Source organism: Daquilactobacillus linshuiensis (genome assembly GCF_052828685.1).
The window spans coordinates 782,744-799,569 of the sequence record NZ_CM128255.1 but is presented as its reverse complement, the minus strand read 5'-3'; the positions used below and the strand labels follow the sequence as shown (position 1 = coordinate 799,569).

At 30.4% G+C, this 16,826-nt stretch carries 15 protein-coding genes; 12 read left to right on the top strand and 3 right to left on the bottom strand.

The annotated features are described in order from the left end of the window. The first annotated feature begins 26 nt into the window (after window positions 1–26). The 3 genes from tig to spxB all read left to right on the top strand — a co-directional run bounded on the left by tig (window position 27) and on the right by spxB (window position 4,501). Window positions 27–1,316: a trigger factor gene (tig, locus tag ACUV9F_RS04160; RefSeq protein WP_446183106.1), complete on the top strand. Its 1,290-nt coding sequence runs from the start codon at window positions 27–29 to the stop codon at window positions 1,314–1,316. Window positions 1,317–1,427: 111 nt separating this feature from the next. Next, the gene (gene clpX / locus ACUV9F_RS04155) at window positions 1,428–2,684 is read left to right on the top strand and encodes an ATP-dependent Clp protease ATP-binding subunit ClpX (protein WP_446184354.1); all 1,257 of its coding nucleotides are present in this window, start codon (window positions 1,428–1,430) and stop codon (window positions 2,682–2,684) included. 98 nt (window positions 2,685–2,782) lie between these two features. Then, window positions 2,783–4,501 (top strand): pyruvate oxidase, encoded by a 1,719-nt coding sequence (gene spxB / locus ACUV9F_RS04150; protein WP_446183105.1) that lies wholly within the window; start codon window positions 2,783–2,785, stop codon window positions 4,499–4,501. A 54-nt stretch (window positions 4,502–4,555) separates the two neighbouring features. Here spxB and ACUV9F_RS04145 read toward each other — a convergent pair whose 3' ends face one another. After that, window positions 4,556–5,896, bottom strand: a complete 1,341-nt coding sequence (locus ACUV9F_RS04145; protein ID WP_446183104.1) for an FAD-dependent oxidoreductase — start codon at window positions 5,894–5,896, stop codon at window positions 4,556–4,558. A gap of 142 nt (window positions 5,897–6,038) precedes the next feature. Here ACUV9F_RS04145 and ACUV9F_RS04140 point away from each other — a divergent pair, with 142 nt between their 5' ends. From ACUV9F_RS04140 to ACUV9F_RS04110, 7 genes are all read left to right on the top strand, one after another. Further along, window positions 6,039–6,362, top strand: a complete 324-nt coding sequence (locus ACUV9F_RS04140) for a heavy metal-binding domain-containing protein (protein WP_446183103.1) — start codon at window positions 6,039–6,041, stop codon at window positions 6,360–6,362. A 68-nt stretch (window positions 6,363–6,430) separates the two neighbouring features. After that, window positions 6,431–7,012: a ribosome biogenesis GTP-binding protein YihA/YsxC gene (gene yihA / locus ACUV9F_RS04135; RefSeq protein ID WP_446183102.1), complete on the top strand. Its 582-nt coding sequence runs from the start codon at window positions 6,431–6,433 to the stop codon at window positions 7,010–7,012. Between the two features lie 240 nt (window positions 7,013–7,252). After that, window positions 7,253–8,503 (top strand): tyrosine--tRNA ligase, encoded by a 1,251-nt coding sequence (tyrS, locus tag ACUV9F_RS04130; RefSeq protein ID WP_446183101.1) that lies wholly within the window; start codon window positions 7,253–7,255, stop codon window positions 8,501–8,503. 118 nt (window positions 8,504–8,621) lie between these two features. Further along, window positions 8,622–10,421, top strand: coding sequence for a heavy metal translocating P-type ATPase (locus ACUV9F_RS04125; RefSeq protein WP_446183100.1), 1,800 nt, complete (start codon window positions 8,622–8,624; stop codon window positions 10,419–10,421). Then, window positions 10,418–10,636, top strand: a complete 219-nt coding sequence (locus ACUV9F_RS04120; protein WP_446183099.1) for a heavy-metal-associated domain-containing protein — start codon at window positions 10,418–10,420, stop codon at window positions 10,634–10,636. The genes ACUV9F_RS04125 and ACUV9F_RS04120 overlap by 4 nt, the downstream gene beginning before the upstream one ends. Further along, window positions 10,633–11,172: a ferritin family protein gene (locus ACUV9F_RS04115; protein WP_446183098.1), complete on the top strand. Its 540-nt coding sequence runs from the start codon at window positions 10,633–10,635 to the stop codon at window positions 11,170–11,172. Before ACUV9F_RS04120 ends, ACUV9F_RS04115 begins: the two co-directional genes overlap by 4 nt. 18 nt (window positions 11,173–11,190) lie before the next feature. Further along, the gene (locus tag ACUV9F_RS04110; protein WP_446183097.1) at window positions 11,191–11,850 is read left to right on the top strand and encodes a Crp/Fnr family transcriptional regulator; all 660 of its coding nucleotides are present in this window, start codon (window positions 11,191–11,193) and stop codon (window positions 11,848–11,850) included. A gap of 36 nt (window positions 11,851–11,886) precedes the next feature. Here the strand turns inward: ACUV9F_RS04110 and ACUV9F_RS04105 are convergent, their stop codons facing one another. Both ACUV9F_RS04105 and ACUV9F_RS04100 read right to left on the bottom strand, forming a co-directional pair. Then, window positions 11,887–12,828, bottom strand: coding sequence for an NADP-dependent oxidoreductase (locus ACUV9F_RS04105; RefSeq protein ID WP_446184353.1), 942 nt, complete (start codon window positions 12,826–12,828; stop codon window positions 11,887–11,889). Window positions 12,829–13,055: 227 nt separating this feature from the next. Then, window positions 13,056–13,934 carry a LysR family transcriptional regulator gene (locus tag ACUV9F_RS04100; RefSeq protein ID WP_446183096.1) on the bottom strand — a complete coding sequence of 293 codons (879 nt, stop codon included), beginning with the start codon at window positions 13,932–13,934 and terminating at the stop codon, window positions 13,056–13,058. 99 nt (window positions 13,935–14,033) lie between these two features. Here ACUV9F_RS04100 and ACUV9F_RS04095 point away from each other — a divergent pair, with 99 nt between their 5' ends. Together ACUV9F_RS04095 and ACUV9F_RS04090 are read left to right on the top strand one after the other, a co-directional pair. Then, window positions 14,034–15,653 (top strand): malolactic enzyme, encoded by a 1,620-nt coding sequence (locus ACUV9F_RS04095; protein ID WP_446183095.1) that lies wholly within the window; start codon window positions 14,034–14,036, stop codon window positions 15,651–15,653. Window positions 15,654–15,668: 15 nt separating this feature from the next. Continuing rightward, window positions 15,669–16,628 (top strand): AEC family transporter, encoded by a 960-nt coding sequence (locus tag ACUV9F_RS04090; protein WP_446183094.1) that lies wholly within the window; start codon window positions 15,669–15,671, stop codon window positions 16,626–16,628. Window positions 16,629–16,826 lie beyond the last annotated feature (198 nt).

Here is a 16,826-nt window from a genome sequence, read left to right as displayed (position 1 = left end):
ATTGATATATAACCGGAGGGATTTCAATGGCTTCAAAAGCTAAGTGGACAAAAAAAGGTAAAACTGATGGAGAATTAACTTTCGAAATTGATAGAGATACAATTAATAAGGGACTAGATGTAGCATTTAAAAAGGTTAGAAAAAATCTTAATGTTCCTGGATTCCGTAAAGGCAAAATGCCAAGACAAATTTTTAATAAAATGTATGGAGAATCAGCTCTTTATGAAGAAGCTTTAAATGCTGTATTGCCTGAAGCATACAACAAGGCTATTGAAGATACAAAAATTGAGCCAGTTGATCAACCTAAGATAGATGTTGACTCATTATCAGAAACAGAACCATGGATTTTAAAAGCTCTTGTTACTGTTAAACCAGAAGTAACATTAGGCGACTACAAAGGATTAGAAGTTCCAAAACAAAAACGTACTGTTACAAAAAAAGCTGTAGAAGAAGAAATTGAAAACAAACGCCAACAACAAGCTGAATTAGTTCTTAAAGAAGATGCAGCTGCAAAAGATGGCGATACAGTTGTTATTGATTACGTTGGAACAGTTGGTGAAAAAGAATTTGATGGCGGTTCTGCTAAGAACTACTCATTAGAACTTGGTTCAAATTCATTTATTCCCGGTTTTGAAGAACAATTAGTTGGACATAAAGCTGGTGAAGATGTTGTTGTTAAAGTTACATTCCCAGAAGAATATCATGCTAAAGATTTAGCAGGTAAAGCTGCAGAATTTGCAACAACAATTCATGAAGTTAAGGAAAAACAACTTCCAAAATTAGATGATGAATTTGCTAAAGATGTTGATGATAGTGTAGAGACTCTTGATGAATTAAGAGACAAAATTAAAGCTGATTTGAAGAAACAAAAAGAATCAGAAGCTCAAGCTGCAATTCAAGAAGCTGCTACTGAAAAAGCTGTTAAAAATGCCAAAATTGATGATATTCCCGAAGCTATGATTAATACTGAAGTAGATAATCAGATGAATCAATACATGAATACTATTCAATCACAAGGTATGAATCCACAAATGTATTTCCAATTAACAGGAACTACAGAAGATGATTTAAGAGAACAATTTAAAAAAGATGCAGATACAAGAGTTAAGACTGATTTAGTTCTTGAAGCAGTTGTTGCTGCAGAAAAAATTAAACCAACTAAAAAAGATGTAGACGCAGAGATTAAATCACTAGCTGAACAATACAACATGGAAGAAAGCGTTGTTCGTCAAGCTCTTACAGATGACATGGTTAAACACGATGTTGCCATTAAAAAAGCTATGGATATAATTGTTGATTCAGCAGTTGAAAAATAATACTTTTTAAAAGTGCTCTTTTAGAGCTCTTTTTTTGTTAAAATCAAAATTCTTTACGTAATTTAAGAATTTTGATAGACTATCCTGCGCCAAGTTAAAAGGAGGATTTTAATTTTGGAAACAACTGAAGCAAGTGGATCAATAAAATGTTCGTTCTGTGGTAAAACTCAAGATCAGGTTAAAAAAATTGTTGCCGGTCCTGGTGTATATATTTGTAATGAATGTATTGATTTATGTAAAGAGATTATAGAAGAAGAATTAGCACATGAAACAACTGTTAATAATGTACTTGAAGATATTCCAAAACCAACAGAAATAAATAAAATTTTAAATGATTATGTAATAGGACAATCAGCTGCTAAAAGAGCATTATCTGTTGCAGTATATAACCATTACAAACGTGTAAATAAGATGAATGAGTCAAAAGAAGGCGATACAGAGTTACAAAAAAGTAATATTGCTATGATTGGATCTACAGGATCAGGAAAGACATTTCTTGCTCAAACATTGGCAAGAATATTGGATGTTCCTTTTGCAATAGCAGATGCTACAACACTAACTGAAGCTGGTTATGTTGGAGAAGATGTTGAAAATATCTTGTTAAAATTACTTCAAAATGCTGATTATGATGTTGAACGTGCTGAACGCGGAATCATATATATAGATGAAATTGATAAGATTGCTAAAAAAAGTGAGAATGTATCCATAACGCGTGATGTTTCAGGAGAAGGTGTACAACAAGCACTTCTAAAAATTCTTGAAGGAACTATTGCGAGTGTTCCACCTCAAGGTGGAAGAAAACATCCACAACAAGAATTAATTCAGATTGATACTACTAATATATTATTTATTATTGGTGGTGCTTTTGATGGAATTGAAGAAATTGTTAAAAATCGTTTAGGCGAAAGAACAATTGGGTTTGGCTCTGTATCATCAGAAGTTGATCTTGAAGACGAAGAGAGTTTAATGCAACAAATAATTCCGGAGGATTTAATGAAATTTGGTATAATTCCAGAGTTTATTGGTCGTGTTCCAATTATTACTGCGTTAGAAAAACTAACTGAAAATGATTTAGTTTCTATTCTTACTAAACCTAAAAATGCACTTGTAAAGCAATATCAAGAATTATTAGCCCTTGATGATGTTGAACTTGAATTTAAAGAAGATGCATTGGAACAGATAGCTAAAATTGCAATTGAACGTAATACTGGTGCTCGCGGACTTCGCGCAATTGTTGAAGAAACAATGCTTGATACTATGTTTGAAATTCCAAGTAGAAAAGATGTCAAAAAAGTAGTAATTACTAAAGATTCAGTATTAAAAGTAAATAAACCTGAATTACTTTTGAAAAATGGAAAGGTTGCTTAAAGACGCGTAAGCGTCTTTTTTTTTCGAGTAAAATATTTTGAAAAAAAATAATGAAAGGGTTACCATTATCACATCATCAAAAAAGAAGGTAAAAGATAATGGCAGATATGATAAATGCTTCAGATGCAATGATAAAAGTTATGGAAGATTGGGGAATTGACCATATATATGGTCTACCTGGTGGATCAATCGATTCTACAATGAATGCTTTATACAATAGAAAAGATACGATGAAATATATTCAAGTTCGTCATGAAGAAGTTGGATCTTTGGCAGCTTCAGGAGAAGCAAAAATAACCGGTAAAATTGCCGCTGCTTTTGCTTCTGCTGGACCTGGTGCTGTTCACTTATTAAATGGATTATATGATGCTAAGCATGATAATGTTCCTGTATTGGCAATTATTGGACAAGTAGGAACTTCAGCAATGAATACTGACTTTTTCCAAGAATTAAATGAAAATCCAATGTTTGAAGATGTTGCGATCTATAATCGTACTGTTATGACAGCTGAATCATTACCACATGTTGTAGATCAAGCAATTAAACAAGCTTACAAATATAGTGGAGTTGCTGTAGTTACAATTCCTACAAGTATCGGATGGGAACAGATTCCTGATACTTTTAAAGCTACTGCTAATTTATTTAAAGTAGGAAATTATCCACTACCAATTAATGAGGATATCGATAAAGCATTAGATTTAATAAAAGAAGCTAAAAGACCAATTATTTACTTTGGACAAGGTGCAAAACATGCAGGAAAAGAACTAAAAGAATTATCTGATAAATTAAGTATTCCAATGATGTCTAGTGCACTTGCAAAAGCTGTTGTTGATGATACAGATCCTGCATATATGGTTTCTGCTGGTAGAGTTGCTACAAAACCTGGTGTTGATTTGGCAAGAGCCGCAGACTTGATTCTATTTATTGGTAGTAATTATGAATTTGGTCAATTCTTCTTCAAACCTGATGCTAAGTTTATACAAATTGATATTGACTCAAGTAAATTTGGACATCGTCACAATACTGATGTAGCAATTTTGGCAGACTCAAAAGTTGCAATCCAATCTTTAATTGATAGAAGTGAGCTTGTTACTGAAAAGACTAATTTCTATAAAGCAGCAGTTGAAAATAAGAAAAATTGGGTAGAATGGGTTCAAAGCAAGGAAAATTCAACTCAAAGTCCATTACGTGTTGAACCAATTTTCAAGGAAATAAATGAACATGCAGCAGATGATGCAATATTCCATATAGATGTGGGAAACGTAACTATTGATGGAATTAGATTCTTAAATATGAAACCAACGCAAGACTTTCAAACTTCTGCATGGTATGCATCAATGGGTAACGCTTTACCTGGAGCCATTGCAACACAAGTTAAATACCCAAATAGACAAAGTTGGTCTATAAGTGGTGATGGTGGATTCTCAATGGTAATGCAAGATGTTATGACGCAAGTTAAATATCATTTACCAATAATTAATGTTGTTTTAAATAACGGTTCGTTAGGATTTATCGAAGCTGAACAAGATGATACCAAACAACCTCATTCAGGTGTTGATTTATTGAAATCTGATTTTGCAAAAGCTGCTGAGGCAATGGGGGCAAAAGGAGTAAAGGTAACCAATATAGATGAATTAAAAGAAGCCTTTGATAATATAGAAAATATCAAAGAACCTGTGGTTATTGATGTTGATATTGAAAATGCACGTCCATTACCAGTAGAACAATTAAGATTAAATGATCCTGAATTTGTTAAGAATTATCAAGCAGAAGGATTAATTGATTTTAATGAAACTTTGAAAAAATATGAAGCTTAAAAAATAGTTTATCGTAAAAAAAGAATCCATTTCGGATTCTTTTTTTGTTTATAACTATTTGTTAGCTTGTGCTACGGCTGCACCAGCAATTTGTGCTATATAATTTATTGGCTTATCAAAATTAGGTTGGAACAAAAAATCTACCATTGATAATTCTTCAATAGTCATTTTATTTTGAATTGCTAGCGATAAGACATTTGCTGATTGTGAGATATCGTACTTACTTGTTAAAGAACCACCTAAAACAACGTGTGACTCAGGGTCCCATGTTAAATTCATTAAAACAGGTGTGGTTGATACCATGAATTCAGGTCTGTAATTATCTTCAAATGAAATTGAATCAACTTCAAAATTTCTAGATTGTGCACCATTTTTTGTTAATCCACTACCTGCATAGCTTCTACTAAATAGTTCAACTGCCGAAGTAGATTGAGTACCAAGATAAGCAAGCGTATTTTTTTCTATATTTTTTCCAACCAAAATTCCTTGTCGAACAGCGTTAGTTGCAAGTGGTATATAATCATTTTTTTGAGTTGGATTGTAAAATACAGTTGCTGAATCTCCAGCTGCAAAAACATCAGGTCTACTAGTATGCATATATTTATCAACTATGATTGCACCATTATCAATCATATCAATTTTACCTTTAAATAAATCAGTGTTTGGTCTAAATCCAATACATAATACAGCAATATCAGCAGTATACTCATTTTTATTTGTTACAACTGTAACTGTGTTATCTGGATTAGAGATAAACTTTGTAACTTTTTCATTTAATGCCAAAGATACATCGTGATCAATAAAATCTTTTTCTGCTACTTCTGAAATATTTTCATCGAAATTTTTTCCTAGTACATGAGGTAATGCATCGATTAAAGTAACTTTTTTGCCAAGAGTAGAGTAGCCTTCAGCAAGTTCTGCACCTATATATCCTGCACCAATTACAATTGCACTTTTTATATCAGTTTTGTTCTTTAATTCATTAGCATGAGACCAATTTTTACATAAAAATACATTCTCACCGTCAATACCTTCAATATTAGGAATAACAGGAGCTGATCCCGTTGTAATTACTAATTTATCATAGTCTTGAATAAATTCTTTGTTATTTATTAAATCCTTAACTTTAAGTTTTTTGTTATCTAGGTCAATATCCAAAACATCATGTTTCATTTTCATATTGGCACCAAGTTTTGCTAAATCTTCTGGGCTTGAATAAAACATTTTATTTGGATCAGAAACACGATTACTTACCCAAAGTGCGATACCGCATGATAGAAAGGATAAGTTGTCATTTCTTTCAAAAACTGTAACTTCCCAATCTGGATGCTCTGTTAAAATTTGTTGTGCGGAAAATGTTCCTGCATGTGTACATCCAATAATACTTACCTTCATAAATATAACCCCCTTAAAAAATATTACATTGTAAATGTATCACTTTGTTAAATGATTAACAATATAAAAATGATATCGTTTTCATTTAAAGAGGAGTTTTTATGATGTATAATTAGGTAAAATTATTTTAAGGGGATGTATTATGGCAGACGAAATTTTAGTTACAACTACTGAAAAAATACCCGGTAGAGAATATGAAATTATTGGAGAAGTATTTGGATTAACAACGCAATCAAAAAATGTTTTTAAAAATATTGGAGCTTCATTTAAAAATGTAGTTGGTGGTGAAATTAAAGCATATACTGAAATGATGACTGAATCTCGTGATATCTCAATAGATCGGTTAAGAAAAAACGCTTCTGAAATGGGAGCTGATGCAGTTGTCATGATGAGATTTGATTCAGGCTCAATTGGTACCGATATGCAATCTGTTGCAGCATATGGAACTGCTGTAAAATTTAAGTAACTTTAAAAGTGCATCTTCTGAAGGTGCCTTTTTTTATGGTAAAATATAGAACATTAAGGAGCTTATGTATGAAAGTAAATAATGTATCTATGAATTTAAGTGCAGTCAGTTCTGCGCAATATCCAAAAGAAGGCTACCCAGAGATAGCTTTAGCAGGTCGTTCTAATGTTGGTAAGTCATCTTTAATTAATACGCTAATAAATCGAAATAGTTTTGCAAGAACATCAAGTAAGCCTGGGAAAACACAAACTTTAAATTTTTATAATATTGAAGATTTATTATATTTGGTTGATGTGCCAGGTTATGGTTATGCAAAAGTTTCAAAAAAACAACGCGAAGAATTTGGTGTAATGATTGAGGAATACCTGACTACAAGAAAGCCTCTTAAAGGCGTAATAATCTTAGTTGATGGACGTCACGACCCGAGTGAAGATGATGTTTCAATGTATGATTTTGTTAAATACTATAACTTGCCGGTACTAATAGTCGCTACCAAAATGGATAAAGTTAAAGGAAATCAGTGGAATAAAAGTGAAGCAAAAATAAAAAAAGCATTAGATCTAGATCCCGAAGATACTTTGCAAATGTTTAGTTCTGAAACAAAGTATGGAAAAGAAGAAGTTTGGAAATGGATAGAAGATAAAATGTGATTTTTATTGACACTAAGTAACTAATTATGTAATCTTGTGGTAGACGTGTAGATTTATTAACTCAGATGTTAAGAGAATTAGCGGTTGGTGTAAGCTAAGCAGGTTAATAAATTGAACTACTTAAATTTAAATAATAAAGAGCAGTAAGCGTAGACTTTCTGAATTTGGGTGGTACCGCGATATTAAGTCGTCCCTGTTATTTTTTAACAGGGCTTTTTTTATGGAAAGGAAATAATATTTATGAATATATTAGAAGAATTAAGATGGCGTGGAGCAATTAATCAACAAACTGACGAAGAAGGACTAGAGGAGTTAGTTTCAGAAAATAAGATTTCTCTATATTGCGGAGTTGATCCAACAGGCGATAGCATGCATATTGGTCATTTGCTTCCCTTTATGATGATGAAAAGATTTGAGCTAATGGGACATCATCCGTATATAGTTATTGGTGGAGGAACCGGAAGCATTGGAGATCCTTCAGGTAGAAAAACGGAACGACAGTTACAAACAATGGAACAGGTTCAACACAATGTTGATTCATTAAGTAGTCAAGCAAAAAAAATTTTTGATAGTGAAAATATTTCTATGGTAAACAATTATGATTGGCTTTCAAAAATTTCTCTATTAGATTTTCTTCGTGATTATGGAAAATTATTTAATATTAATACGATGTTAGCTAAAGATGTTGTTGCAAGTAGATTGGAAGCAGGAATTTCATTTACTGAATTTACATATCAAATATTACAATCAGTTGATTACTACAGATTGTATAAGGATCATAATATACAATTACAAGTTGGCGGTGGGGACCAATGGGGAAATATAACCGCAGGAATTGATATGATTCATAAAATTGAAGGACAGGATGCCAAAGTTTATGGATTAACTATTCCTTTACTTCTGAAGGCAGATGGAACTAAGTTTGGAAAGACCGCTGGTGGTGCTGTTTGGCTTGATCCAGAAAAGACATCTCCATATGAATTCTATCAGTTTTGGTTAAATCAAGATGATAGAGATGTTATTAAGTATATGAAGTTGTTCACTTTTATGACTCAAGATGAGATAACTTCTTTTGAAGGAAAACTAAAAAAAGCCCCTGAAAAACGTGAAGCTCAACGTAAGCTAGCAGCAGAAGTTACAAAATTTGTTCATGGAATTGATGGATTAGAGTCAGCAGAAAAAATTACTGAAGTTCTTTTCTCGGGTGAAATTCAAAAATTAACAGTAAAAGAGGCACGTCAAGCATTTTCTGGAGTTCCATCAAATGAGATTAGTTCTAATCCACAAAATATTGTTGATTTATTGATAAATGCAAAGGTAGATACTTCAAAAAGACAAGCAAGAGAAGATATTACAAATGGTGCTATCAGAATAAATGGAGAAAAAATTACGGATTTAAATGCTGTGATTAATCCGAATAATTCATTTAATGGAGAATTCGTAATTATTCGTAGAGGAAAAAAGAAATATTTCTTAGGAAAAATAAAGTAAAAGAAATCTCAATAATGTTTTTAACATTATTGAGATTTTTTTGTTTTCTTGATTTAAATCAATTTTTATTTTTTATTCTTGTCAGATAATACTCTTGAACAGAAACGAGGTGATGAGAATGATTAAATACATAAATAAAAATAATAATGTATTTATGGTATTAACTGGAATTTTTATAATAACGGGTTTGATTTTTAATCAATTATTTCTTCTTATAGGTGGAATAATTGGTGGAATTCCAATTTTCGTTAAGGCTATAGAAGCTTTGAAGGTAAAAGTTATAAGTATTGATTTACTTGTTAGTATAGCGATAATTGGAGGATTATTAATAGGAGAGTATGAAGAATCAAGCGTTGTATCTTTTTTGTTTTTATTTGGTACATTTTTAGAACAAAAAACCTTAAAAAAAACTAGGAATGCAATTAAACAACTTGTTAACTTGGCACCTAAAACAGCTTATGTAAAATTATCAAATAATGAAATAAAGAAAATTGATATTGATAATTTAAAATTAGATGATGTCGTCATGGTTAAACCTGGAGGGCAAATACCTGTTGATGGGAAAATAGTAAAAGGCGATGCAAGTGTTAATCAATCAGCAATAACAGGTGAATCACAGCCCATTAATGTAACTTTAGGAGATGATGTATTTGCTGGATCAATTGTTGATAATGGAAGTGTTGAAATAAAAGTTACAAAAATTGGTGATGAGACAACCTTGGGAAAGATTATCGAATTGGTTGAAGAAGCTCAAGATAGTAAGTCACCAGCTGAAAAATTTATAGATAAATTTGCGACATATTATACTCCAGCTGTATTAATAATAGCTTTAATTATTTTTATTATTAGTAAAGATATAAAACTAGCTATTACAATTTTAGTATTAGGGTGTCCGGGAGCATTAGTTATAGGTGCTCCAGTGTCAATTGTTGCTGGAATAGGAAATGGAGCAAATAGAGGAGTATTGCTTCAAGGTGGAGATACTATAAGTCAAATGGCAAAAATAAAAATATTTGCTTTTGATAAAACTAATACATTAACTAAAGGGAAAATGGTAGTCAGTGAGGTTAAAGAATATTCAAAACTAACAAATGATGAAAAAAACATTATTTCAAGCATTGAAAATGAGTCGGATCATCCGTTATCTAAAGTACTTGTTGATTATTTCAACGGAAAAATAAATAAAGTAAATGTAAAAACAATTAAAGGTCAAGGACTCATATATGAAAATATATTAATTGGAAATTTAAACTTGATGACTAATAATCAAGTAAATGTATCAGAAGAACAATTAATTGATTTGAAAAATATTCAAAGTCATGGCTCCTCAACTGTAATGATTGCAATGAATAAAGAATTAAAAATGACAATTGGTATAAGTGATGTTTTAAAAGATGACGCTAAAAAAGCATTAATAAATTTGAAAAAATTGGGTGCAAAAAAAACAGTTATACTTTCTGGCGACAACCAATCAGTAGTTGACTTTGTTGCTAAAGAATTAGGTACAGATGAAAACTATGGAGAATTATTGCCAGAAGATAAATTAAACTTTGTCAAAAAAATGCAAAAAAATTCTAAAATTGCTTTTATAGGAGATGGAATAAATGATAGTCCTACCTTAGCAGCAGCAGATATTGGAATTGCTATGGGGAATGGTACTGATGTAGCAATGGAAACTTCAGATATCGTTTTAGCGAATTCAAAACTTAGTTCTTTAGTATATGCGTATGCAATTAGTAAAAAAACTTTACAGAATGAAAAACAAAATATATTCATTGCTATTTTAACAGTGGTGTTATTACTAGTAGGATTAGTATTTGGCATAGTTAATATGGCAAGTGGAATGTTATTTCACGAGTTTAGTATTTTATTAGTAATAATGAATGCAATGAGATTAATTAAGGAGATAAAAATATGAAAATAATAATGCAATTAGATGAGCTTTCATGTCCATCATGTTTACAAAAAATTGAAGCAGGTGTAAGTCAATTAGGAGGAGTAAATACAACTAAAGTCTTATTCAATGCAAGCAAAGTAAAAGTTGATTTTGATGACAGTCAAATAGACAAAGAAAAAATTATAGATACAATTTCAAATTTAGGTTATGAAGTTAAAGGAGTAAAGATAAAATGAAAAATATTAATCAATTATATGAACAAGAAATAAGACAATCTGAAATTGATCATAAATTACCTACTGCTGGTGCAATGACAGGACATATAGTTTCAAACTTGCAAATATTAGAACAAAAAATTCAACAAGTTAAATGGTATTATGTTGGTATAAATAAAATAGAGTTTAATCAGCACTTAAATGAAATGATTCTAAACATAGTGTCCTTTAAAGATAAACTCGGTAGTGTATTGTTGGATGAATTAGAGTTAGTACCTAGTACGTCAAAAGAGTTTCAAGAATATACAATGTTAAAAGAAGATTCTAAAGCAAAATATTTGAGTAATACACAAATGATAAATATGATTGCAGAAGATATTCAAACTAATACGATGTTTATTACAAGAGCAATAAAGTTATCTGAAAAAGAAAATTTATTTGGCTTAAAACATGTGTTAATTGATATACTTGAATATAATAATCGTGAATTTAGAATTTTAAAAGGACTAAATGATATTACAATTGTAGACCTGAGAGAAGAAATAGATGAAGATTAATTAAGGTGAGGTGTTATTTTGGAACAACATATATGTGCAGAAATAGTACCAATTTTTAATGAACTATCTGAAGAGGACTTAATAAAAATATCTGCTATAACTCATCATAAAAAAATAAAAAAAAATACATTAATTTTTTCTCCATTTGAGCAAAATGAATTAATAATAGCTGCATCTGGCAGTATTAAAATTTATCAATTAAATAAAAATGGGAAAGAACAATTGTTAAGAGTAATGCAACCTGGAGATTTTGAGGGTGAAAAAGTTTTATATGGAGTCGAAAATCAAAGTTTATATGCAACAGCACTAAAAGATTCTACAATTTGTACACTTCAAAAAAATGAGTTTCAAAGTTTACTTATAAAATACCCTGAAATTAGTAGTCATCTGCTAACAGATTTTGTTACAAAATTAGAAAACTTAGAACGACAAGTTGATTTATTTAATTCTGAAAGTGTGGAGGCTAAACTAGCCACCTATATATTAGATTTAAGTATAGATCAAGATTCAAGTACTGTTAAAATTCCATTTAAACTAAAAGAACTATCCACATATTTGGGAACTACTCCTGAAACTATATCAAGAAAATTGAAAAACCTTGAAAATGAAGGGTTCATAAAGCGTCATAATTTAGAGATAGAAATATTAAAATCTGATGAACTTGAAGAAATATTTTAAGCAAAAAAGACTAAACAATTTGTTTAGTCTTTTTTGTTAGAATTTAATAACAATTTTTCCAGCTGAATGATTTGTTGCACTTAGTTTATGTGCTTTCACTAATCCATCACGAGAAAATTCTATTATAGTATCAATAACAGATTTAACTTTACCGTCTTTCATCAAAGCTGCAATTTTTTGTAAATCATTGCCACTAGGTTGTAACCAAATATCCTGAAATTTAATATTGGAATTTTTTATAATATTATCTGTATTTTTTGATTTTCCTACAATTGATATTTGTCTTCCGGAATCTCTATTTAAAATATCAAATGATTCTTCTTGTGTTTTACCACCAATAGTATCAATTACTAAGTCTATATTTGTAAGTTTGTCCGATATTTTTTCTTTTTTGTAATCAATAATTTCATCGGCTCCAAGTTCTTTAACAAGTTCAAAATGCTTACTACTTGTCGTAGTTGTTACGTGAGCACCCAAAGATTTTGCAATTTGGATTGCGTAAGTTCCAACACCACCAGATCCTGCTTGTATTAGTACTGATTCACCTTTTTTTAATTTTCCATGAGTGATTAAAGCTTGGTAAGCAGTTTCACCAGCCAATGGAACAGCAGCTGCCTCTTCAAATGAAATATTATCAGGTTTATGAGCTAAAAGATTCGCATCAACCGCCACATATTCCGCATATGTACCTTGCTTAGTTGTTGCTGGACGTGCGAAAACAGCATCACCAACGTGCCAATCTGTTACATTGGCGCCTATTTTTGTGATAACTCCAGATATATCCCAACCAAGAATAATTGGAAATGTCCAATCAAACATTTGTTTTAAATAACCTTCGCGTAATTTCCAATCAATAGGATTTATTGAAGTTGCTTTAGTTTGAATAAGAACTTGGTTGTCGGATATTTTTGGAATAGGTAGTTTTGTAAGTTCTAAGTTATTCTCGTCACCGTAATTATTTATTACTACAGCATTCATCAATTCATTCATATATTTTGCCTTCTTTATTAAAGATTAAGTATAAAATATATCAGTTTGTGAAATAATTAGTCAATTATTTTGACTTACCTGTGGATAACTTTAAGCAAGTTAATTAAATTTAAAAATAAAATAGATTGCTAATAATTCAATGATTATTTTATACTAAAAGCAAGATATTCAAAAAAATAATGGTATAAATATGTGTGGAAAGAGGTTATTAATGACTAATTATTTTCATTTTTAACCATTGAAATAAATTTTTTCATATCTGATGTTAGCAATTTATCTTTTCTATATGCAAGGTAAATATAAAAATTTAAATTACTTGCTTCTTTAATGTCATAAACATTGTAATCAAGAGAATTTGTTATAGCAGTTTCAGTGAAAAATCCTATTCCCTGATTATTTTTTATTAAATCTAATGCTAATTTATAGTCTGAAGTTTTAAATATTGGATTTAAGGTTAGATTAATTGAAGATGCTAATCGGGTTATTGCTTTATTATGAACAGATTTTTCGTCTAATAATATTAAAGGAAAATCTTTAATTTCAAAAAGAGATATATCTTTTTCTTTGCTTAAAATATTTTCTTTAGCACTGATTATTTTAAATTTATGAGTCCGAAGTAAAATTGTTTCTAGATTCGTTTTATTTATCGGCACTAATGATCCAATTAGAGTAATGTCAATTTTTCCATTGACTAATTCATTCATTAAAACTTGCGATTCTGCAGTGATTCCTTCTATGTTTTTTAATAAATTATTAGTAAACAATATATTAAATAAACTAGAAAAATAATTTGTAATTATTGGAGGTAGTCCAACTTTTAATTTTGAAATTTTAGATTGTATAATATCTTGTTTTGAAACTTCAATTTCAAAAAGGATCTTTTTTATATGAATTAATAATTGACTGCCATTTGGAGATAACACAACAGTATGGGATTTACTGTCTCTGATTAAAAGTTGGGTGTTAAATTCTTTTTCAAGTCTTTTTATAGCGTAAGTGATTGTAGGTTGACTAACTTCAAAGTATTTTGCTGTTTTTGAAAAACTTTTTAACTCAGATAATTTATCAAAATAACTTAAATCCATTAAATTCATTTTTTAACCTCTATAAATATTATTTATTAAATATACCATATTTGACTATATATTTTATTGAATACTATGATTAGTTCGATAAAAACTTGGAGGATAATCATGAAAAAAGGACAAGACTTATTAAATGATCCATTTTTAAATAAAGGTACTGCCTTTACTGAAGAACAAAGAAAAGATTTACAGATTAATGGTATGCTACCAAATTATGTGCAAACGTTAGATCAACAGGTTGAACAAGCTTATGAACAATTTAGTGCAAAGGTAAATGATTTAGAAAAAAGAATTTTCTTGATGAATATTTTTAATGAGAATAGAGTTTTATTCTATAAATTGTTTAGCCAACATATAATGGAATTTATGCCAGTAGTATACGATCCAACAATCGCTGAAACCATTGAAAATTATAGTCACTTATATGTTAACCCACAAAATGCAGCATTCTTATCAATTGAAAAAATGGACGAAATTGAAGAGTCATTAAAAAATGCAGCTGCAGGAAGAGAGATTGATTTAATCGTTGTAACAGATGGTGAAGGAATTCTTGGAATTGGTGATTGGGGACTACAAGGAGTAGATATATCCGTAGGTAAGTTGATGGTCTACACAGCAGCAGCAGGAGTAAATCCAGAAAATGTTTTACCAGTTGTACTTGATGCTGGTACTAATAATAAAGAATTATTAAATGATAAGTTATATATGGGAAATCATTTTGAAAGAGTTTATGGTGATAGATACAATAAATTCGTTGATACTTTTGTTGAAACTGCTGAAAAATTATTCCCTAAAATGTATTTGCATTTTGAAGATTTTGGTAGAAGTAATGCTGCTAATATTTTGAACAAATATAAAGATAAAATATTGACATTTAATGATGATATTCAAGGAACTGGAATAATAACTTTGGCTGGAATTATGGGTGCAATGAATATTTCAGGACAAAAACTTACTGACCAAATTTATATGAGTTTTGGTGCAGGTACTGCTGGTGCAGGAATTGTCAAAAGAATTTATGATGAGATGATTCAAGAAGGATTAAGTGAAGAAGAAGCAAAAAAACATTTCTACTTAGTTGATAAACAAGGTCTATTATTTGACGACACTGAAGGATTAACTCCTGAACAAAAACCATTTACTAGAAGTAGAGATGAATTTGAAAATCCTGATGAATTAGTAACTTTAGAAGCTGCAGTTAAAGCAATTCATCCAACAATTTTGGTTGGAACATCAACTCAACCAAATACATTTACAAAAGAAATTGTTGAAGAAATGTCAGCCAATACTGATCGTCCTGTTATATTTCCACTATCAAATCCAACAAAATTGGCAGAAGCAACTGCAAAAGATTTAATTGAATGGAGTGACGGTAAGGCACTTGTAGCAACAGGTATTCCAGCTAAACCAGTAGAATATAAAGGGGTAACATATGAAATCGGACAAGCAAATAATGCCCTTGTTTATCCAGGACTCGGTTTAGGAGCATTAGCTGTTAACTCAAGAATTCTTAGCGATGCAATGATAAGTAAGGCTGCTCATTCACTAGGTGGAATTGTTGATGCAAGTAAACCAGGAGCAGCAGTATTACCTCCAGTTTCAAAATTAGATCAATTTTCACAGACGGTAGCATTAGGAGTTGCTCAACAAGCTATTGATGAGCAACTAACAGAAGTTACAGATGCTAAAAAAGCAATAGAAGAAAAGAAATGGTCACCAGAATACTAAAGGAGAATATTTAAAATGGAAGCTTTTATAACTTCACTAGAAAGCGTAGCAGAAATAGTTATAGTAATTGCACTAGGCTATTGGTTAAAAAGATCAAATAAAATTGGTTCAGAATTTAAAGAAAATATTGAATTTATAATAATGAAAGTTGCACTACCAGCTTCAATCTTTGTCTCTGTATTGAAATATTTAACAAGAGATAAATTAGCAAGTTTATCTGGAGGATTGGTATATGCGTTTGGTAGCTTTGCTCTTAGTTATTTATTGGCAATACTATTAGTAAAAATATTAAAAGTTAGACCTGGAAGACGGGGAACAATGATTAATATGTTTGCTAATGCCAATACGATTTTTATTGGATTGCCATTAAATTTAGCTTTGTTTGGAACAAAAAGTTTGCCTTATTTTTTAATATACTATGTTATGAATACAGTTTCTACATGGGCAATAGGTGTATTCTTTATATCAGCAGATGATCCTACATCAGAAGGTAAAAAAGCTAAATTTAATTGGAAAAAACTGTTACCTGCTCCATTAGTTGGATTTTTAGTTTCATTAATATTCTTATTGTTAGCTATTCCAGTTCCAGAATGGATAAATAAAACCTTAGACATGGTAGGTGGAATTGTTACACCGATGTCATTAATATATATAGGAATTATTTTGGCAGATGCAGGATTGAAATCAATTAAATTTGATCGTGATACTGTAATTGCCTTATTAGGAAGATTTGTTTTCGCACCAGCATTTATGATTGCAATGGTAATGATAGGTGCCCATATGGGACAATCAATGCCAAATGTTGAACAAAGTACTTTAGTAATACAAGCAGCAGCTCCTGGACTTGCTGTTTTACCAATACTAGTTGGTCAAGCCCATGGGGATGTTGAATATGCAACTAATGTTGTAACAACAAGTACCGTATTGTTTGTTATTGTTGTTCCAATTTTAATGCAGATAGTTAATATGATATAAAAAGAACCATCTTAATTGAAAATACCGTTTGTTAGATTTACGTGTCTAATAGAAGGGCTATCGATTAAGATGGTTTTTTTAATGGAATTAGTTTCAAACATATATTATAAATTGAAAAAAATAACAGGATAACGGAAAACGCTTTCTGTTATCCTGATTTATGATTTAATAGTAATTAATAACAAAGGGAGGAATATA